The organism is Paenibacillus albidus (assembly GCF_014644435.1).
Classification (GTDB): domain Bacteria; phylum Bacillota; class Bacilli; order Paenibacillales; family Paenibacillaceae; genus Paenibacillus_AQ; species Paenibacillus_AQ albidus.
This window is the reverse complement of sequence record NZ_BMKR01000015.1, coordinates 136832-158049: the sequence shown is the minus strand read 5'-3', so window position 1 is coordinate 158049 and position 21218 is coordinate 136832. Positions and strand designations below refer to the sequence as shown.

Annotated in this window: 15 protein-coding genes; all 15 read left to right on the top strand. The window is 51.1% G+C overall.

Translation table 11 applies throughout. The features are described 5' to 3' along the window. Window positions 1-485: 485 nt before the first annotated feature. Window positions 486-2135, top strand: coding sequence for a response regulator (locus IEY53_RS18635; protein WP_189027605.1), 1650 nt, complete (start codon window positions 486-488; stop codon window positions 2133-2135). 3 nt (window positions 2136-2138) lie between these two features. Next, complete coding sequence (locus tag IEY53_RS18630; protein ID WP_189027604.1) at window positions 2139-3959, top strand: sensor histidine kinase; 1821 nt, start codon at window positions 2139-2141, stop codon at window positions 3957-3959. Then, window positions 3959-4981, top strand: a complete 1023-nt coding sequence (locus tag IEY53_RS18625; RefSeq protein ID WP_189027603.1) for a substrate-binding domain-containing protein — start codon at window positions 3959-3961, stop codon at window positions 4979-4981. The genes IEY53_RS18630 and IEY53_RS18625 overlap by 1 nt, the downstream gene beginning before the upstream one ends. Window positions 4982-5293: 312 nt before the next feature. Beyond that, a complete protein-coding gene (locus tag IEY53_RS18620) occupies window positions 5294-6370 on the top strand; it encodes a galactose ABC transporter substrate-binding protein (RefSeq protein ID WP_189027602.1) in 1077 nt (358 codons plus the stop codon). 120 nt (window positions 6371-6490) lie between these two features. Further along, a complete protein-coding gene (locus tag IEY53_RS18615; RefSeq protein ID WP_189027601.1) occupies window positions 6491-8002 on the top strand; it encodes a sugar ABC transporter ATP-binding protein in 1512 nt (503 codons plus the stop codon). An 84-nt stretch (window positions 8003-8086) separates the two neighbouring features. Further along, on the top strand, window positions 8087-9094 hold the full coding sequence (mglC, locus tag IEY53_RS18610) for a galactose/methyl galactoside ABC transporter permease MglC (RefSeq protein ID WP_189027600.1): 1008 nt from the start codon (window positions 8087-8089) through the stop codon (window positions 9092-9094). 195 nt (window positions 9095-9289) lie between these two features. Then, complete coding sequence (locus IEY53_RS18605) at window positions 9290-9664, top strand: nuclear transport factor 2 family protein (protein WP_189027598.1); 375 nt, start codon at window positions 9290-9292, stop codon at window positions 9662-9664. A gap of 28 nt (window positions 9665-9692) precedes the next feature. Then, on the top strand, window positions 9693-10241 hold the full coding sequence (locus tag IEY53_RS18600) for a hypothetical protein (protein ID WP_189027597.1): 549 nt from the start codon (window positions 9693-9695) through the stop codon (window positions 10239-10241). Between the two features lie 104 nt (window positions 10242-10345). After that, window positions 10346-12310 carry a WG repeat-containing protein gene (locus tag IEY53_RS18595; RefSeq protein ID WP_189027595.1) on the top strand — a complete coding sequence of 655 codons (1965 nt, stop codon included), beginning with the start codon at window positions 10346-10348 and terminating at the stop codon, window positions 12308-12310. Between the two features lie 263 nt (window positions 12311-12573). Then, complete coding sequence (locus IEY53_RS18590) at window positions 12574-13308, top strand: CAP domain-containing protein (RefSeq protein ID WP_189027594.1); 735 nt, start codon at window positions 12574-12576, stop codon at window positions 13306-13308. Between the two features lie 303 nt (window positions 13309-13611). Further along, on the top strand, window positions 13612-14514 hold the full coding sequence (locus tag IEY53_RS18585) for a GDSL-type esterase/lipase family protein (protein WP_189027592.1): 903 nt from the start codon (window positions 13612-13614) through the stop codon (window positions 14512-14514). A gap of 39 nt (window positions 14515-14553) precedes the next feature. Then, the gene (locus IEY53_RS18580) at window positions 14554-15534 is read left to right on the top strand and encodes an ABC transporter ATP-binding protein (RefSeq protein WP_189027591.1); all 981 of its coding nucleotides are present in this window, start codon (window positions 14554-14556) and stop codon (window positions 15532-15534) included. After that, window positions 15527-16516 carry an ABC transporter permease gene (locus IEY53_RS18575; protein ID WP_189027589.1) on the top strand — a complete coding sequence of 330 codons (990 nt, stop codon included), beginning with the start codon at window positions 15527-15529 and terminating at the stop codon, window positions 16514-16516. Before IEY53_RS18580 ends, IEY53_RS18575 begins: the two co-directional genes overlap by 8 nt. A gap of 69 nt (window positions 16517-16585) precedes the next feature. Beyond that, on the top strand, window positions 16586-18568 hold the full coding sequence (parE, locus tag IEY53_RS18570) for a DNA topoisomerase IV subunit B (protein WP_189027588.1): 1983 nt from the start codon (window positions 16586-16588) through the stop codon (window positions 18566-18568). 104 nt (window positions 18569-18672) lie between these two features. Then, window positions 18673-21114: a DNA gyrase subunit A gene (gene gyrA / locus IEY53_RS18565; protein WP_189027586.1), complete on the top strand. Its 2442-nt coding sequence runs from the start codon at window positions 18673-18675 to the stop codon at window positions 21112-21114. The last annotated feature ends 104 nt before the right edge of the window (window positions 21115-21218 follow it).

Below are 21218 nucleotides of genomic sequence, written 5' to 3'. Positions count from 1 at the left end.
TAATCTAAAGCTTGCGAATTGACCTTTTTACTGTGTCCACTCTATTGACAGAAGTACACATTTTCCCTTTAGTTCGGAAAATATCGTGTTTTAGTTAGATTTAGTGGGTGTATTTCCCGCTATATAGATTGAACTTGTGATCCAGTTTCAGACCTCCCCCTCTGTCACTTTCCCCTTTTTGTTTATTTTTCAAGTTCGATCTCTGTATCCACTTCCCACCCTATTCCGACCAACCCGTAAGTTACTTGGACATTACCGCGCGAGCTCACCATTTGCTTCCCCAAGTCTTCCACTTTACAGACTTTCCGCAAAATTCTTGAGTCATAAGTTGGTTATAGCCATCTGGCTCAAATCAGTTTATAGTAGATTTCACCCCAATATTTTAAACACAAGGGATAAGGATTGAATCAACAACACAAAATGTCTGTAATTACCAACAGCACAGCCGTGAATGCCCCGTAATTACAGAAACAGAGGGATGAAACATGTTCAAACTGATTCTGGTAGAAGATGAAGAAGACGTTAGAGAAGGAATGGCCGGGCAGATTGACTGGGCCCGTTACGGATTTGAAGTGGTGGATCAGGCGGAGAACGGCAGGGAAGCGACAGAAGCGATTGACCGTTTGCTGCCGGATGTGGTAGTGACGGATATACAAATGCCGTTCATGAACGGGCTGCAGCTGGCGGAATGGATCCGCAGCCATCATCCTGCCACCAAAATTATTATTTTGACCGGCTATGATGAATTTGAATACGCCCAGCAGGCCATTAAGCTGCAAATTGACGAGTATATTCTGAAACCGTTTTCTTCGCAGGAGCTGATTGATGTGCTCCTTAAAGTCAAAGTGACGCTGGAAGCCGAAATTGCCGAGAAGGAAAATGTGTTCGTATTAAGCGAGCATTACCGCAAGAGTCTGCCGGTACTGCGGGAGCAGTTTTTGTCCTCACTGGTTTCCCGCAGACTCCCTTCAGCCGAAATTGCCGCAAAAAGTGCGGAATACGGGATTATTCTTGCCGGGGAACGATTCCAGTCCTCGGTCATCCGGGTCGATAATATCCGCGGTGCAGGAGAAGCTCAGCAATCCGCCGATCAGCCGGTATCTCTGAGGGATACCGGAGACCATAATTTGCAGCTGTTTGCGGTCCTGAATATTGCCGAGGAAATATCGGAGAAGCACGCTTTTGGACGGGTGTTTATTCATCGCGACGATGTGGTCCTGCTCTCGGTCAGCGCCTCCGGTGATAAGGGGGAGATTACGGGGAAGACGCTGGAAATCCTTGAAGAAATCCGCCTCAATGTCCAGCGATTTCTGAAGCTTACTATTACTGCAGGTGCCGGAACCGTCTGCGATTCTCCCGCGCTGCTGTTTCAATCGTTCGAAGATGCGCTGCAGGCACTAGACTATCGCCTGATCCTCGGCAACAATAAGGTCATCTGGATTGAGGACGTGGAGTCGCGTCCGAGCCGAATGCTTGCGTATGACGAGCTGACACAGCAATCGCTGATCCGTACCATTAAGCTGGGGACCGTGCAGGAGCTGAAGGAGGTAGTGGAAGAGCTGTTTGGCGGGCTGGATGCCGGTCAGGTATCCACACAAGATTATCAGATCTTCCTGCTGGAGATCATCACCTCGATCCTGCGGGTTGCGAAGGAATCGGGCAGCGAGACCAGCGGACTGATCGGTTCAGGCATTCATTCACTGCTGGATATGAACCAATTCAACAATATGGGCGAAGCCAAACAGTGGATTATTGCCGTGTGCACGCGGCTTATGAATTCAATAGCCCTGGAGCGTCAATCCAGTTATAAACAGCTGATCGACCAGGCAAAGGAATATATCCGCAGCCATTACGAGGAATCGGATATTTCCATCGGCAAGGTCTGCCAGCAGCTGCATATCAGCACAGGTTATTTCAGCAGTATTTTCAAAAAAGAAATGAAGATGACGTTCGTCAGCTATCTTCTGCAAATCCGCCTTGAAGCGGCCAAGGAGCTGCTGCGTTCCACGGAGCTGAAAGCCTTTGAGATTGCTGAAAAAATCGGCTTTGCCGATCCGAATTACTTCAGCTTCTGCTTCCGCAAGAAATACGGGCAATCTCCGAAAGAATACAAAAACAGCTCCAGGGGAGGGTAAACGATGCCCCGGAACAAATCCCGGTTTTTTCCGCTGCGTCCGCAGCGGCGCGAAGCAGGCAAGGTCAGGCTCTCATCCAAGCTGCGAAGCATTCAGCTGATCATCACGTTGACCTTTACGGCAATAACCGTCTTGGTGGCGATTATCGTCAGTTTAATGCTGTACAACAAATTTTCTGCAACAGCGGAACAAAACGCCAATATGAACATGCAGCAGATCATCGAACAGGTCACTTACAATCTGGATTTGTATGTCAAAGGGATGCGTAGTTTGTTTGAAACGGCTGAGGCCCAGATTACGGGCAGTTCCTCCATCACTTCTCCGCTTTTGACCGAGCGAATGGCCATGCTGATGGGCAGCCGGGAGGATCTGGTATCGATGGCCGTTTTTACACCACAGGGACACTATGTCTCGGGGACTCCCGGCCAGCGGCTGCGCCAGAATACACAACTGGAGAGCCAAAGCTGGTTTACCTCTGCCCAGCGGGCATCTGCCATTGCCTTTTCGGCACCTCATATCCAGAATTTGTTCAAAGGGCAGTATACCTGGGTTGTTTCCGTAAGTAAAATGATTCAATACCGCGAGAACGGGGAACTTAAGACCGGCATTCTGCTGATTGATTTCAACTTCCGGACCATTGACCAGCTCAGCAAGCAGGTCAAGCTGGGAAACCGGGGTTATGCCTACATTTTGGATGCGCTGGGCAACATCGTATATCACCCTCAGCAGCAGCTTATTTATGCCGGACTCAAATATGAGAATGTGGAGCCGGTGCTGGAATATTCTTTCCGCAGCTATCTCGACGAGTCTACGGGGGAGAAACGTTTTATTACCGTGCGTACGTTGCCCCAGACCGGATGGAAAATTGTAGGCGTAGCCTATTATGATGAGATTGTAACGACCAAACGCGATCTGAATCAATTCCTGGCCTGGTTCCTGGCCGCTGTCATCCTGGGAGTGATTATCGTGTCCGTGCTCCTGTCAGCCCGTATTGCCAGACCTATCCGCAAGCTGGAACGCACCGTGAAGCTCGTGGGAGAGGGAGATCTCCACACGCCGATTAATGTGAGCGGAGCTTATGAGGTGGAGCAGCTGTCCAAAAGGTTCAACCTGATGCTGCAAAGAATCCGGCAGTTGATGGAGCAGATTATTTATGAGCAGGAGACCAAACGCAAAGGCGAGCTTGAAGTGCTGCAATCGCAGATTAATCCGCATTTCCTGTACAACACCCTGAACTCTGTCATAAGACTTGCGGAGCGCGGCAAAACGGACGAGGTCATCACCATGATACAGTCTTTGTCGAGGTTCTTCCGCATCAGTCTGAGCAAGGGAAGCAACATTATCACCGTACAGGAAGAGCTGGACCATATCCGCCACTATCTCGTGATCCAGAGCTTCCGGTTCAAGAATAAATTCCGCTATGAAATCACTGCCCGGGATGAAGTGCTGCAGGTGCAGACCATCAAGCTGATTTTGCAGCCGCTGGTTGAGAATGCAATCTATCATGGCATTGAAATGATGCCGGATGAAGGACTGATCTCGATAGATGCCCGGCTGCAAGGCGAGCTTGTGGTCATCCGCATCAGCGACAATGGGCTTGGGATGTCCCCCGAGAGACTGGGTATGATCTTATCCGGCAGCAAAAGCAGCAGCGGTTCAGGCGTAGGCGTCAAGAATGTGAATGAACGGATTGGGCTCTATTACGGCCGCGAATACGGGCTTTCCTTTGAAAGTGAAATTGAAGAAGGAACAACAGTGACTATTACCTTCCCGGCTAGAAGAGACGCCCGGAACGAGACGGAAGTAAAGGAGGAATCACCGTGATGAGGAGACGGCGTTTGTGGCTTGTTGTGCTGGCAGGTGTTGCCGTGAGTCTTCTGGTTACCTCCTGCTTCCAGTCGTCGCCTGATTACATCAACACGAGCAAGACGCGCAACATCCATATGATTGTTAAGATGGGCAGGGGAGACTACTGGAATACGGTGAAGCTGGGAGCGGAAGCGGCAGCCCGGGAATTCAACGTCAAGCTGACCTTTAAGGCCCCGGATTCGGAAAGTGATATCAACGAACAGATCGGTATGGTGGAGGATTCCATCAAGCAGAAGGCGGATGTTATCATTCTGGCGGCGAGTAGTTATATGGGACTGGCCCAAGTGGTAGACCGGGCAGCCTACTCCCGTATTCCGGTCATTTCCCTGGATGCGGAGGTCGGCTCGGCTAAAGTGAAATCCTATATCGGCTCGAACGGCTATAAGGCGGGTCAAAGGTCTGCGGAGAGGCTGATTCAGCTCTTGGACGGGTATGGAGAAATCGGCATTATCAACTTTACGAACACTGCGCTGAACGGGGAAACGGCAGCGACGGGGGTTATTGATTATGGAGCCCGGGACGCGGATGAGCGGGAGAAAGGTTTCCTGAACTACGTTGCCCGCTATCCGGATGTTCATGTGGTCCAGATTTCATATACGTCTTCCAGTACGGCGGAAGCCGAAGAGCTTACCCGCCTGATGCTGCTGAAGCATCCCGATTTGCGCGGCATTGTCACTTTGAATGAGACGGCTTCCCAAGGCGCAGGCAAAGTGATCCAGAGCCTGGGAACAAACCGCATCAAAATGGTCGCTTTCGACAGCTCGCCCTCCATGCTGGAGATGCTTCAGGATGGAACGGTGCAGGCCACAGTGATCCAGAATCCGTTCAGCAATGGCTATTTGGCCGTAAAACATGCCGTTGAAATCGTAGAAGGGATTAAAGTTCCGGAACGCGTGGATACAGGCACGAAACTTATTGACCTGGAGAACATGCTGTGGCCGGAGAATCAGAAGCTGCTGTTTCCTTTTGTCAAATAGGGAGAAGGGTAGAGTTAAAGGGTGAACGGGATGATCCTGGTTCATCCTTTTTTTAAATATAAGAATTTATATGCTTCGCACTATAAATTATCCTTCTATTTCTCGCTGAAACGGTTACCGTCCTTATAAGGACGGCATAGCCGTTTCTACTTGATGAATGCGTTTTTTGCTCCGATTTTTTTATATGAGAATTTTTATAAAACAGAGGAGGATTTTATATTCGCAACCGTTTTCATATCAGACATAATAAGGATGTGCCCGGGAGCGACCGGAGACACTAACAAAGAAAAATAATCAGGAGGTCAATTGATTATGAAAAAGATAACTTCCGTTTTACTGGCTAGTGCTATGCTGGGTGCTGCTCTGGCAGGCTGCGGCGGCAATAACAAAGCTGAAGACACCGCGAACACAGACAGCGGCGCTGCCACCAATACAGCAAACTCGGGAAAAACTGCAGATATGCCTAAAGTGGGGGTTGCGATTTACAAATTCGACGATACATTTATGACGGGTGTCCGTAATTCCATTGACAGTGCAGCAAAAGACATCGCCACCGTGGATATCGTCGACAGCCAGAACTCCCAACCTACGCAGAATGATAAGGTAGACCTGTTCATCACTAAAAAATACAACGGTATGCTGATCAATCCGGTGGACCGGACAGCTGCAGGCGTCATTATTGAAAAAGCTAAAACGGCAAATATTCCCGTGGTCTTCCTGAACCGTGAACCGCTGCCTGAAGATATGAAGAAGTGGGATAAGGTCTACTATGTAGGCGCCAAAGCGGAAGAGTCCGGCACTATGTCCGGCCAGCTGATCGTCGATTACTGGAAAGCACATCCCGAAGCGGACAAAAACGGCGACGGTGTTCTCCAATACGTAATGCTGAAAGGCGAGCCGGGACACCAGGATGCCGAGCTGCGCACAACTTACTCGATTCAAGCGATCGAGGATGCCGGAATCAAGGTGGAGAAGCTGGCTGAAGATACGGCAATGTGGGACCGCGTAAAAGGCCAGGAAAAAATGGCGGCCTTCCTCGGCTCGCATGGTGACAAGATTGAAGCCGTTCTCGGAAACAACGATGATATGGCCCTTGGTGCCATCGAAGCTCTGAAAGCGGCCGGTTACTTCACAGGCGACAAATATATGCCTGTAGTAGGCGTGGATGCAACAGCTCCGGCGGTTCAGGCCCTGCAGGATGGCACGATGCTCGGTACGGTTCTGAATGATGCCAATAACCAGGGCAAGGCTGCGATTACCGTGGCAACGCTGCTTGCCAAAGGCGAAACCCCAACCAAAGACAATGTTGGTTTTGACATCACCGACAACCAGTACGTATGGATTTCCTATAAAAAAATCACCAAGGACAACGTGGCGGACGCTCAATAAGCAGGCAGTGTCATTACCGGGAAGCGTAAGCCGCTTCCCGGAATTCCTTACGGGTAGGAAACAGGATGGAACCGCTGTGCCTCTCATGGAAAAAGAAAAAAGCGTAGGGGGCGAAACAACATGGCTCAAAGCGAATTTTTGCTCGAAATGAACAATATCACCAAAGAATTCCCAGGCGTAAAAGCGCTGGATGGCGTAAGCTTAAAGGTTAGGCCGGGTTCAGTTCATGCCCTGATGGGCGAGAATGGGGCCGGAAAATCTACATTGATGAAATGTCTGTTTGGCATATATTCACCGGATGCCGGTGAGATCTTTCTGGATGGAAAAAAGGCTTCGATTAACAGCTCCAATGATGCGCTGGGACTTGGAATCTCGATGATTCACCAGGAGCTGCATCCTGTACCGTTCCGCAGTGTAATGGAGAACATCTGGCTGGGCCGGTTTCCTACCAGGGGTTTCGGACCCATTCAATTTATTGACCATAAAAAGATGTACACGGACACGGAAAATTTGTTCAAGGACCTGGATCTCGATCTGAATCCGGAGACACTCGTGGGCAAATTGTCAGTCTCCAAAATCCAATCCATTGAAATCGCGAAGGCCGTTTCTTTTCATTCCCGTGTGATTGTCATGGACGAACCCACCTCTTCCCTCACAAGTGTAGAAGTGGAGCATTTGTTCCGGATTATCCGGGATCTGCAAAAAAGAGGCGTTGCTATTATTTATATATCTCACAAAATGGAGGAGATTCTTGAAATCTCCGATGAAGTGACGATCATGCGCGACGGTAAAAAAATCGGCACCTGGCCGGCAGCGGAAATGACCACGGATCTGATTATCTCCAAAATGGTCGGCCGTGACCTGACGAACCGCTTCCCTGAGCGCTTCAATGTGCCGGGTGAAGTGTTTATGAAGGTGGAGGGCCTGACTTCTCCGGAGCCGAGATCGTTCAAGGATGTGTCCTTTGATCTTAGACGCGGAGAAATTCTGGGGATCGGAGGCCTGGTGGGGGCCCAAAGAACTGAAGTGATTGAAGCGTTGTTTGGTCTTCGCGCCATCAAATCGGGAAGCATCTCCATTAAAGGCAAGCAGGTCAAAATCAACTCGCCGGAGGATGCCAAAAAACATGGATTGGCACTGCTGACGGAAGAGCGGCGTGTAACCGGGATATTCCCGGTATTGTCTGTCCACGAGAATGGGGCGATTGCCAATCTGGTCCGTTACCAAAAGCCTTATTTGCTGCTTGATGGCAAGAAGAAAAAAGCGGAAGTCGATCAAATGATCGAAAAGCTGCGCACCAAAACACCAACTACCAAGACCCTGATAATGAATCTGTCCGGCGGCAATCAGCAGAAGGTGCTGCTCGCCAGATGGCTGCTTACGAATCCGGAGGTACTTCTGCTGGATGAGCCGACGCGCGGTATTGATGTTGGCGCGAAATTCGAAATTTATTCGATCATTGCCGACCTGGCGAAGCAGGGCAAAAGCATTATTATGATTTCATCCGAAATGCCGGAGCTGCTCGGAATGTCCGACCGTGTCATGGTGATGTCGGAAGGAAGATTAACCGGTATTCTGGAAGGCTCTGCGGCTACGGAGACCGAAGTCATGCGTCTGGCTGCACAGCACTAGTACGCTACAGCCCAGGAAAGAAGTTTTGCGAAGCCCGTAGTCAAACTCTGGTTTGCTTCGCATAACAACGAAGGAGGAATAGTAATGAATGTCAAAAAAGCTCAATCGTTTGTAACCCAAAATGCCATTTACATCGTGCTGGTACTGCTTATAATGAGTATCGCTATATATGAACCTGCCTTTATGTCCGTAAACACCCTGCGTGATATTATGATTCAATCGTCCACACGGATCATTATCGCCCTTGGGGTTGCCTTTATTCTCATTACAGCGGGCACGGATTTGTCCGCCGGACGGGTGGTCGGATTTACGGCGGTCATCTCCGCCTCCATGCTGCAAATTCCGGATTATTCCCGCCGTTTCTTTCCGGATCTGCCGCAAGTATGGCTTATTCTTCCTATTGTTCTCGCCATTCTGGCCGGTCTGATCTGTGGACTTATCAACGGAATTATCGTATCCAAGCTTAATGTTCCGCCCTTTATCGCTACCTTGGGCACAATGGTTATCGTCTATGGTGTAAACTCCCTGTACTTTGACATGGACCCAAACCAGTCCCAGCCTATTGGGGGTCTGCGTCCTGACTTTACCAATATAGGCTCCGGCTTTATAGGCAGCGGCCAGTATTCAATACCCTATATCGTCATAATAGCTTTGGTCGTAGCCGCGATAGTCTGGGTAGTGTTCAACAAAACCAAGCTGGGCAAAAACATGTACGCCATCGGGGGTAATATCCAGGCTGCCAAAGTCTCCGGAATCGACGTCTCCAAAAACCTGATTTACATCTATGCCATTGCCGGCTCACTATACGGTCTGGCCGGTGTACTTGAAGCTGCGAGAACCGGCGGCGCTACGAACAACTACGGCAACATGTACGAGCTGGATGCCATTGCGGCTTGCGTAGTCGGCGGAGTATCCACCACAGGCGGAATCGGTACTGTACCGGGTGTTCTAGTCGGTGTTATTATCTTCACCCTGATCAACTATGGCCTGACCTTCATCGGCATCAGCCCGTACTATCAGCTGATTATAAAGGGTCTGATTATCATTGCCGCAGTTGCGTTTGATATGCGGAAATACTCATCAAAGAAATAGAGTCTGACCCCGGTATTCCGGGTTTCCTAAAACTCAAAAAAGTGTAAACAAAGCAGCGATTTTCCCCTTCTTTGGAGAATCGCTGCTTTGTGCTGCAACACAGCAATCCTGAAGAAATTTATCCGGCTGAACTATGCGATAATGGAAAAGAATAGAGTAAATGGACAACAATTTTGATATAAGGGAGGAAGTCAGATGTCAACAAAGGGACAGTTTTTGCGGGAATTCAACGAAGCTTTTGTCACCGGGGACATGGGTTTTGTGGCAGAGCATCTTACTGACGATATTACCTGGAGCATGGTAGGGGAGCAGCCGGTTCAAGGAAAGGAAGCTTTTCTGGAGGTGATGAGGAGCGGTGGAAGCGAGACTGTTCTGGAAGTTGTGATATCAAATATCATTACCCATGGAGTTGAGGCGGCGGTCAATGGTACGATGAAGATGCAGGATACCTCGGGCAAGGTAACAACTTACGGGTTCTGCGATATTTACCGTTTCAGCGGTTTCAAGAACGGCCTCATCAAGGAGCTGACCTCCTACCTCATCAGAATCGGAGACAAGGCTATTCACTGAATCATCATCCGGAAAGGAAGGTACACCCATGGATTCCACAATGGAGGGATATTTCAAAAACCTCGAATCACCGGACAAGGAGCTTCAATATGAGGCTTTTACAGCCATTCAATCCACTCTGATGGAGCCCGTGGACTGGGCTTATGAGGTGTGGGACAAGCTTAAGACGCAACTCGCAGATCCCGGCAACCATCAGCGGTCAAGGGCGGCCCAGTTCCTGTGCGGTCTCGCGATCAGTGACCCCGAAGGCAGAATTCTGCAGGATTTGCCTGCCCTGCTGGAGGTTACCCGCGACAAGAGGTTTGTCACCGCCCGCCATGCTTTGCAGTCGGTTTGGAGAATCGCCTTGGCGGGTCAGAAGCACAAGCAACAGGTGCTGCATGAGCTTGCCGGCCGTTATGCGGAGTGTGCCGGGGAGGGGAACGGTACGCTGCTCCGCTTTGACATTATAGAGAGCCTGCGCAAGCTGTATGAAGCCGCACCGGACGAAGAGGTCCGGCAGCTCGCCCTTTCGCTGATCGAAGCGGAAGAGGACCTGAAGTACCGTAAGAAATACGCCGCTGTATGGAAGAAGTAACCGCATGCTCATAAGGGGCCTGGCAAGTTCCTGCAGCCCGCACATAAATCCGCCTTCGCCCATATCCTGTAGGCATAAGCCTTAGGGTAAAGGGGAGCAACTGGATGCTGAGGATACGATTGAACGAGCCGGGCAGCGGGCAGGATAGCGGCTTGGTACAGGCCGAGGTATGGAGATGGGATGGTATTGGGTGGAATGAATTTGTGACCCAGCAGGATGAAGAATTCCTGCGCTCCGGGGAAGAGTTGTCGGTGAGCATTCCTGCGGAGCCGGGGTTATACCGGGTAGATTATTCGATCAGACCTTCAGAGGCTCCTTTTGTGCTGTCGGAATGGGAAGGCCCTGAGCTGCGGACGACTGCGCTGCATCCGGCGCCTTTCAAATTGAAGGATGGCACGCTGTGGGGATATATCGACGATGAAGGGCGTACCGTAATCGAACCGAGGTATGAATATGCCGAGGATTTTCAAGAGAACGGGCTGGCCGTGGTCCAGCGCAAAGGCGGCAGCGGACTCATTGACAGTACTGGCCGGGAGAGGGTAAAGCCGGTTTACTCGTTCATTGCTCCTTTTTCCGAAGGGCGGGCCGTAGTCTCAGACCACACAGGATACACGCTGATTGATGAACAAGGAAAAGTGGTGACTTCGTCCCGGTATGACTATCTGAACTCGCTGCATGACGGGCGCGCATTGTTTTCGGTACAACAGCCGGACGGGGGACAGACGTTATACGGGTACGTGGACCCGCAGGGCAAAGAGGTGCTGCCTGCAGTGTATGAAGATGCCGGCGATTTCAGCAATGCAGCAGCCTTGGTCAAAATCCGCAGCGGAGAGTTCGCCCTGATTGATCCGGCGGGGCAACGTCTGCATACGTACAATTATCCTTTCGTAGGCAGTCCTGGCGACGGCCTGCTTGCTTATCAGGCGGTTGAGAACGGCGCATACGGCTATCTTCACACAGACGGAAGCGTCGCCATTGAGCCGCAATTCACAGCGGCTTTGCCTTTCTCCGAAGGCAGAGCGGTGGTGAATACCGCAGCTGATTATGGCAATGCCTACGGGTTGATCGACCCACAGGGCAGAAGGGTGATTCCCGCCAACTATTACGAAGTGCAGCAGCTTGGCGATAACAGGGTTGCACTGGGGACACCGCAATATGCGAGCCAGCCTTACCGCGGTTCCCGCTATGCCATTGCGGATGCGGCAACGGGAAGAATCCTCAGCAATCTTGGCTTGCTGGGAGTGAACAATTACCAGCAGGGCCTGGCTTCGGCTTATGATGATAAGGCGACATTTTTTATCGACCTAAGCGGCCAAAAGGCCGCACAGCCGCCTGTTATCCAAGGCACCGGAACCCTGTCCTTCAGCGGCCGCCTGATCAGAGCCGATGTGGATCAGCGCACAGCCTACTATGACCGCAAGGGGGAGCAGGTCTGGAGACAGAGCGGTATCATCCCGCTTCGGCCGCCGTATTCCGTACTGGAGAAGAAATACAAGCCGAACCGGGATTACCTGGTATATTATCCGGTAGTGGAGGGCATCGCCAGCTCGGAGGTTGCAAGAGATGTGAATGAAAGACTGCAGAAGCTGTCCCTGGCCGAAGGTGTCGGGAGCGGCGAACTCTCGCAGGACTTCAGCTACAACGGCGATTTTGCAGTGTCCTTTTTCCGCAAGAATCTGCTGGTGCTGGAATTGAACGGGTACCATTTCCCCTTCGGGGCCGCCCATGGCATGCCTACCAGAATCTATACCCCTATCAACCTGCGCAGCGGCCGCTTCTATAAGCTGGGCGATTTATTCAAGCCGGGCAGCAAATATGTGGCAAAGCTCAGTGAAATTGTCGGCAAACAGATTGAGAACGACCCGCAGTATGATTATGTATTTCCTGATACTTACAAGGGAATCACGGCCAACCAGCCTTTTTTTGTAGATGAAGAGGCACTTTATCTATACTTTACTCCCTATGAAATTGCTCCCTATGCCGCAGGTTTCCCAACCTTCCGTATTCCATATGCAGAGATCATGGGGCTGATATCGACAGAAGGGGATTTCTGGCAGTCTTATCACTAAACCTCCAGCAAGTCCAATATAGATTTATAAAGAAACGGCAGCACTGTTCCTGAAAAGGGATGGGGTTGCCGTTTTTTAGTGTGACTGTATAAACCGGCTGTCTGTCCGACAAGCTCGCCCTTTCTACCATCTATCACTGTAAAAAATTAGAAGCGCACAGCTGAGAGAATTATGCTACAATGACTGAGGAACAAATTACATTTTTGTAATCTTTGTCGCTGACCCTCATAGCAATATACAACAAGAACTAAGGAGATGGCAGAATGAAGAGCAAGACTTTGAGAGCAATGATAGGCGGAAGTGTGGCAGCTGTTATGGCGCTTAGCATTTCTATTCCAATGGAGGCCAAAGCAGCCCCGAATCAGGCTGGCCTGCAATCTGACAGCAACTATGCACAATTCCTGCAATTCCTGAACCAATATAACCTGCAAGGCTACAAAGTGATCGTGAATGGCAAAACGGTTGTAGTGAATCCGCAAACGGGCGGCCAGCAATCGGCTGCTCCGGCAGCAGCACCGGCAGCAACGCCAGCCCCTACAGCAGCACCGGCAGCAACGCCAGCACCTACGGCAAAACCTGCTGCGACAGCGAAACCTGCTACTACAGGTTCGGCACAAACAAACAGCAAATCGTCCTATATCGCCCAAGTGGTAGCACTGGTGAACAAGGAACGGGCCACAGCCGGATTGTCCCCGGTGACCGCGCTTGAAAGTCTGAATAAAGTGGCGGGAGCCAAAGCAACCGATATGCGTGTCAATAATTATTTTTCTCATACTTCGCCAACCTATGGCTCACCGTTTGATATGATGAAATCTTTTGGAGTCACTTACTCCTATGCAGGCGAGAACATTGCCATGGGGCAGAAAACACCGCAAGAAGTCATGACCGCTTGGATGAACAGCCAGGGGCACCGCGCCAACATTCTGAGCGCCAACTTTAACTACATCGGTGTAGGTTTTGACAACAACTACTGGGTACAGGAGTTTATCGGAAAATAAAATAGTTTCATAGCCAAATCGCCCTCCGAGCAGTTCGGAGGGCGATTTTTTTTGAAATATAAGAATTTATATGTTTCACGCTATATATTATCCTTCTATTTCTCGCTGAAACACCCCGTCCTTTAAAAGGACGGCGTAGCCGTTTTCACTTGATATGCCGGACGAGATTTCTGTTTTTCTGCCCCAAAGATTTGGATTTTTGACAAAAAAGCTGTAGGTCCGGCGGTTTTGGGTATTTGCAAATTAAGCATAGAAGAATTATGTTTATGTACATAGTTACAAAAGCAAAACGGAGGGATAGCTTTGAATGAATCAAAATGGACCTGGCGCAGTGTGAGCGTGATTTCCATCGCAGCAACTCTAATTCTGATGGCCGGATTCATCTACGCGGTCAATGATATTATTAATCCTGTTCCGGATGCTCCATTAACCTCCTTGCCTAAGCAAACCCCCGCTTTCAAAGATGGAGCGGAAGATGAACTGAGGATAGTGGCCCTGGGAGATTCGCTTGCGAAAGGAACGGGGGATAACACCGGCAACGGTTTTGTGAAGCGTGCGGTCACAACGTTGTCCTCTGAAGGCAGAACAGTGGAGCTAATGGGGAATATGGGCATCAACGGCCAGACCACAGCAGTGCTTCAGAACAGAATAAATGAAGAGGGCGTTCAGTATGCACTCCGTCAAGCCAACGTAATTCTGCTCTCTATCGGCGGCAATGATCTGTTCAGAGGTTCGGAGATTGCACAGAACGGCGGAGGAACAAAGGGGCAGGCCGAAGCACCGGCTCCTGCCGGGGAGACAGCCGGGCCTGCATCGACGCCGGGCACGGGCTCTGGCGCTGAATCTACCGGGGATGAGGAACTATCGGCGGAAGCGCTGCTGGCGGCATTGCCGGAAGCCTCAGCCCGCTTAGGTTCGATTCTGGAAAGGATCGCGGAGATTAATCCTCAGGCACACATCTATTACATAGGTTTATATAATCCGTTCGGGGATATTCCGGATTTGCTGGTGCCGGGCAATCAGGCAGTCACCTCCTGGAACAACGCGGCAATGGATATTATCAACCGTCACGGCAATATGACGCTGGTTCCGACCTTTGATCTGTTCAACCGTCATTTGGACAAATACCTGTCTTCCGACCATTTTCATCCGAACGGAGACGGTTACCAGCGGATGAGCGAACGGATCGTACAAGCTGTGAGATAGAGCACCCCAGAAATAAGGCACAAGGAGTTGTGTGAGAACATGAGCGATGTGAAGAATGTTGGTGCCGGAGCAGTTGTTCTGTCTGTCGAAGGCGTCCGCAAAAAAATAGGCCGCAAATGGATTATTGATGATGTGACCTTTGACGTAAGAGAAGGAGAAATCTTTGGATTTCTGGGTCCGAACGGAGCGGGCAAAACTACGACGATCCGCATGCTGGTAGATTTGATCCGGCCAAGTAAGGGCCAAATCACGGTCTGCGGCTATAATGTCAACCGTAATCCGGAACAGGCGCTGCAATATGTAGGCTCTATTGTCGAGAACCCGGAGGTATATACCTATTTGACCGGCTGGGAGAATCTGCAGCATTTTGCCCGCATGCAGCCTGGAGTGGATGAGGCCCGAATCGCCGAGGTTGTGGATATTGTTCGGCTGGATCAACGGATTCATGATAAGGTTAGTACATATTCCCTGGGCATGCGGCAGCGCCTGGGAATCGCCCAGGCTTTACTCGGCCGTCCCCGTCTGCTGATTCTGGATGAGCCTACCAATGGCCTTGATCCCAAAGGAATCAAGGAATTGCGGGAATTTATCCGCAAGCTTGCGGATGAAGGCCTGGCGGTATTCGTCTCGAGCCATCTGCTCAGCGAAATCCAGCTATTGTGCGACCGGGTGGCCATTATCAGCAAAGGGCGCGTGCTGGCCGTAGGCGGTGTGACTGAGCTGGTGGCACGTAACTCGCCATATGTGCTGTGGGAGCTGGAACCTTTTGCACAATCCGTGCAGATTTTGTCCAAACGTCCCGACATAACGATTCTGCAGCTGGAGGAAGTTACGCTGGATGATTCCGTAATTGCAGGTATGGGAGAACGCTCTTTGATTACCGTTATGGATGAGGAACTGATCCCGGAGATTGTAGCGATACTGGTGGCAGCGGAAATTGAAGTAAGGGCTGTGCATAAAATAAACCCGACACTGGAACAGCTATTCTTGAAACTAACGGAGGGTGAGACTATTGATTAACCTGCTGCCGCTCATCCGCAATGAATGTCTGAAGATTATCAAAAAGAAACGTTTTTATGTTATACTTCTGATCCTGCTTATACTGGTGCCTATGTTTACCTATGCCCAGATGAAAGTTGCTGAACGCAGCCAGAACAAATTCAATTCGGACTGGCGCCTTGAGGTGCAGCAGCAAATCACGGACAACCAGAATTCGCTGGGCAGCGACCGGATCCCGGAGGAATGGAAGGCTTACCGCCGCATATTTGTGCAGCAGCTGCAATATTATCTCGACCACGATGTGAATCCGAATGAGCCAAGCGGCGTTACGTTTACCCGTGAATTTCTGGATAACTCGGTGTCGCTGTTTATTCCGCTGCTGATTATGGCCGTTGCTTCGGATCTGGTGTCCGGGGAGAGGACGACGGGAACGATCAAGATGCTGCTGACCCGGCCGGTTAAACGCTGGAAGGTGCTTTTCAGCAAAATGACGGCTCTGCTGATGTTTGTCTCGCTGATTGTGCTCTCCACTTTTTTGGTCAGTTACCTGGTCTCGGGCCTGTTCTTTGGGTATAAGGGATTTAATGTGCCCATCTTTACAGGCTTCCAGATTAATGGCGATTCCGTGGATATGACCGCCGTCCATGCGGTGCCGCAGTGGAAATATATGCTGATGCAAGGCGGGCTGATCTGGTTCGTGAGCGTTGTGGTGGCCTTGCTGGCCTTTATGGTATCCGTTCTGGTGCGCAGCACCGCGGCAAGCATTGTTGTGATGATGGCAGCGCTGATCGCCGGCACCATTCTGACTAATATGGCTTCGGCCTGGACAACCGCCAAATATTTATTTATGGTCAACCTGGGTTTGACCGGTTATCTGGCCGGAACGCCTGCCCCCATTGAGGGGATGACCTTGTCTTTCTCGCTGGCCGTTCTGGCGGTATGGGGAGCTGTAGCGGTGATCATTTCATTCGCCGTCTTTACGAAAAGGGATATTTTGAATTAGAATGTACAAAGTGAACCAAAACATTTGTTTGCATTTTACAGGCAACGAAGAAAAGAAGGGGGAGCATGAATGCTCGAACAGATCGATATGTTTGCTGAAGTTTCCAAAAACGGCGAAGCGGCCGGGACTGGATACGATGCTGACGACATTCAAGTGCTCGAAGGTCTGGTTGCAGTCCGCAAACGGCCCGGCATGTACATCGGCAGTACGAGTTCATCAGGACTGCACCATTTGGTATGGGAAATCGTAGATAACGCCGTAGATGAGCATTTGGCAAAGTTTTGCTCAAAGATTGATATACTGCTTCGCAAGGACGGTTCTGTAACCGTTACGGATAACGGACGAGGCATTCCGACAGGGATGCACAAGACGGGAGTGCCTACACCTCAGGTAGTTTTTACGATTCTGCATGCGGGTGGTAAATTCGGCGGTTCCGGCTATAAAAAATCAGGCGGTCTGCACGGGGTCGGCGCGTCCGTCACCAATGCTTTGTCCGAGTGGCTGGAAGTGGAAATTTACCGCGAAGGCAAGGTTCACCGCCAGCGCTTCGAATATTGGGTGGACAAGAAGGGGAAAGAGCATGTCGGCGAACCTGTCACCGGGCTGGAAGTTCTGGGGAACACGAATAAAACCGGTTCGAAGATTACCTTCAAGCCGGATATTCGCGTCTTTGCAAACGGCATCTCGCTGAATTACGATACTTTGGCCGAACGTGTCCAGGAAATTGCTTTCCTGAACTCGGGGCTGCGCATTACATTGAACGATGAGCGCAACGGCCGTCAGGATGAATTTTTCTATGAAGGCGGCGCCAGCCAATTTGTTCAGTTCCTGAATGAAGGCAAGGATGTGCTGCATGATGTCATACATTTCAGCTCAGAGAAAGATGAGATAGAGGTCGAGGTAGCGCTTCAGTACAATGCGGGCTACACGGAAACGATCGCTTCTTTCGTCAACTCGATACCAACCCGCAGCGGCGGTACGCATGAGACCGGGTTCAAGACCGCTTATACCCGGGTGCTGAATGAATACGCACGGCGTACGCAGCTGCTTAAGGAAAAGGACAAGAATCTGGAAGGGAACGATCTGCGCGAAGGCATGATGGCTGTAATCAGTATCAAAATGTCGGATGTTGAATTTGTCGGACAGACCAAAGATCAGCTCGGCAGCGCTTCCGCGCGCAGTGCTGTAGACTATATTGTCTCTGAGAATATGGCCCGTTTCCTGGAGGAGAATCCATCCGTAGCCCAGAGTCTGCTGAAGAAATCGATTCAGGCGTCCAAGGCCCGGGAAGCGGCCCGCAAAGCCCGCGATGAGATTCGCACCGGCAAGAAACGCAGCGAAAGCTCCAATCTCGGCGGCAAGCTGACACCGGCACAGTCCAAAGATGTTACGCGTACGGAACTGTTCATCGTGGAAGGGGACTCCGCCGGAGGTTCCGCGAAGCAGGGACGGGATTCCAAGCTGCAGGCCATATTGCCGCTGAAGGGCAAACCGATGAACCCGGAGAAGGCCAAGCTGCTGGATATTCTGAAAAACGATGAATACAAGGCCATCATCTCGGCGATTGGAGCAGGGATCGGCCCTGATTTTGCCGTGGAAGACAGCAATTATTCCAAAATTATCATTATGACCGATGCGGATACGGACGGAGCGCATATCCAGGTGCTGCTGCTGACCTTTTTCTATCGGTATATGAAGCCGCTGATCGATGCCGGGAAGGTCTATATCGCACAACCGCCGCTTTACAAGCTTACACGCAAGTCGGGTAAGCTTGAGACGGTACGGTACGCATGGAGCGATGAAGAGCTGGCGAATTACCTGAAGGAATTCGGCAAGAATTTTGAGCTCCAGCGTTACAAAGGACTTGGCGAGATGAATCCTGATCAGCTGTGGGAGACTACAATGAATTCCGAGACCCGGACACTTCTGCAGGTGCAGATTGAAGATGCCGCCAAAGCGGAGCGGCGGGTGTCCACGCTGATGGGCGACAAAGTTGATCCGCGCAAGCGCTGGATTGTGGAGAATGTTGATTTCACGGAGATTGTGGAATAGCGGGGCGTCCCGATAATCCCTACAAGCAGCGCGCGTGTCCCAGTCGCCAGAATCAAGTTATATCAGGCAGCAGCCACAGATTGAGGAACAGAAGGTGAGTGACAATGAGCAGTTTATCAGAACAGTTTTTGCCGGCTTTTCTGGAAGAGGTCGTCGGTGACCGCTTTGGCCGGTATTCCAAATATATCATTCAGGACCGGGCGATTCCTGACGTCCGTGACGGACTGAAGCCCGTGCAGCGCCGGATTTTGTATGCCATGTACGATTCAGGCAATACGCCGGATAAGCCCTACCGCAAATCGGCCAAAACCGTCGGAGATGTAATGGGTAACTATCATCCGCACGGGGACTCCTCCATTTACGAGGGAATGGTGCGGATGGCGCAGCCTTGGAAAATGGGCCATGTGCTGGTAGACGGCCATGGCAACTGGGGTTCGATGGACGATGACCCGGCTGCAGCGATGCGTTACACGGAAGCCCGTTTATCTCCGATTGCGATGGAGATGTTGCGTGACATCGAGAAGCGCACCGTATTGTTCAAGGACAATTTTGATAATACGGCCAAAGAGCCGGTAGTAGTTCCTTCACGATACCCGAACCTGCTTGTTAATGGCACAAGCGGTATTTCGGCAGGGTTTGCTACGGAAATTCCGCCGCATAACCTTCGAGAAGTCATTGACGCCTGTATTGCCGTCATGCAGAAACCGGATATTGCCCTGGAGGATATCATGACCTTTATCAAAGGTCCCGACTTCCCTACGGGCGGTACGATTATGGGCGGCGAGGGTATTACTGATGCCTACCGCACCGGCAAAGGGCGCATCTACTTGCGCTCGAAGACGGAGATCGAGAACCTGCGCGGCGGCAAGCAGCAGATCGTCATTACCGAAGTTCCGTTCCAGGTCGTCAAGTCACGACTGGTTACCGCCATGGAGAATATCCGTCTGGAGAAAAAAATTGAAGGCATCGCCGAAGTGCGGGATGAAAGCGGCCGCGAAGGCTTGCGTATTGTAGTGGAACTGAAGAAGGAAGCTGAAGCACAGGGAATCCTGGCTTATCTGCTTAAAAAAACCGATCTTCAGGTTACCTACAACTTCAACATGGTGGCCATTGTTAACAAAGCGCCACAGCAGCTTGGACTGAAATCCATTCTGGAGGCTTACATCGCCCATCAGCGTGAAGTGGTCACCAACCGCACCAAGTTTGATCTGGAACGTGCGGAAGACCGCGCCCACGTTCTCGAAGGCCTGGTTAAAGCCCTGAACATACTGGATGAAGTTATTGCTGCGATCAAAGCCTCCAAGAACCGGCAGGATGCCCAGAACAATCTGGTCTGGATGTTCGGTTTCAGCGAACGTCAGGCCGATTCGATCCTGACCTTGCAGCTCTACCGGCTGACCAATCTGGAGATCAACTCGCTCCAGAAGGAGCTTGACGAGATGATGGCGCGGATTGCTGCACTGCGCGGCATTCTGGACAGCGACAAGAAACTGATCTCCGTGATCCGCAAGGAACTGCTGGAGATCCGTGATAAATACGGCATTGAACGCCGTTCCCTGATTCAAGAAGAAGTGGAAGAGCTTAAGGTCAACATGGAGGTACTGGTCAATGCGGAAGATGTGCTGGTAGCCCTGTCGGCGGACGGCTACATCAAGCGGACCGGCATGCTCTCCTTTACCCGTTCCGGCGGGGAGCGTCAGACCTCCGGAGTCAAAGACGGCGACCATATTGTAAGGCTGCTTGATCTGAATACGCGGGACAGTCTGCTCGTCTTTACGCGCAAGGGGCAATACTTCCTGCTGCCGGTGCATCAGATACCGGAGTTTAAATGGAAGGAGCCCGGTACAGCGATTGTCAATGTTATTGGTCTGGCCAAAGGCGACAGCATAATCAGTGTCTTGCCTGTCAATAATCTGGATGATCCGCAGGCGAGTCTGGTATTTGTCACCCGTAAGGGACAGGTGAAGCGTACAGAGCTTAAGGAGTACTCTACCAGCCGTTCCGGGGCGGTTGCTGCCTGCAAGGTAGCGGAAGGGGATGAAATCATAACGGTGGCGCTTAGCCACAGTGACAAGGATATCGTGCTTGTCACGCGTGAGGGAATGAGCATCCGCTTCCGTGAGACGGAAGTGAACCCGATGGGCCGGGTGGCCAGCGGTGTCCGGGGCATCCAGCTGCGCGAAGGGGATGAAGTCGTATCCTGCTTCTGGGTCAGCGAAGATGAAGGGGAGATCCTGTCGATCTCGGAGCTTGGTTATGCCAAACGTTCACTGCTGGTGGATTATCCGTCCCAGAGCCGCGGCGGCAAAGGGATGCCGACCTTTGAATTCAAGGAAGGCAAGCGGGTTCGCTCCAACGGCAACAGACTTGCTGGCGCCTTCTATTGCAGAGAACCGCTGCAGCTCACCGCCATTACCCGCGAAGGTATGATACACACCTTCTCTACGGAGTCGGCGCCGATCGGCGAACGCCGATCCACAGGCAAGCAGATTGTACCTGTAGAGAAGAAAGACGAGATTAACAGCCTTTTACCAGGCATTCTATAAGTACAGGCAACTAAAAGGCGCTGAGGCCTGTCTCATAATAAGAGCAGACCAAAGGCGCCTTCTTTTAAGTGAGGCCTTCAGAAACGATATACAACCGATATAAA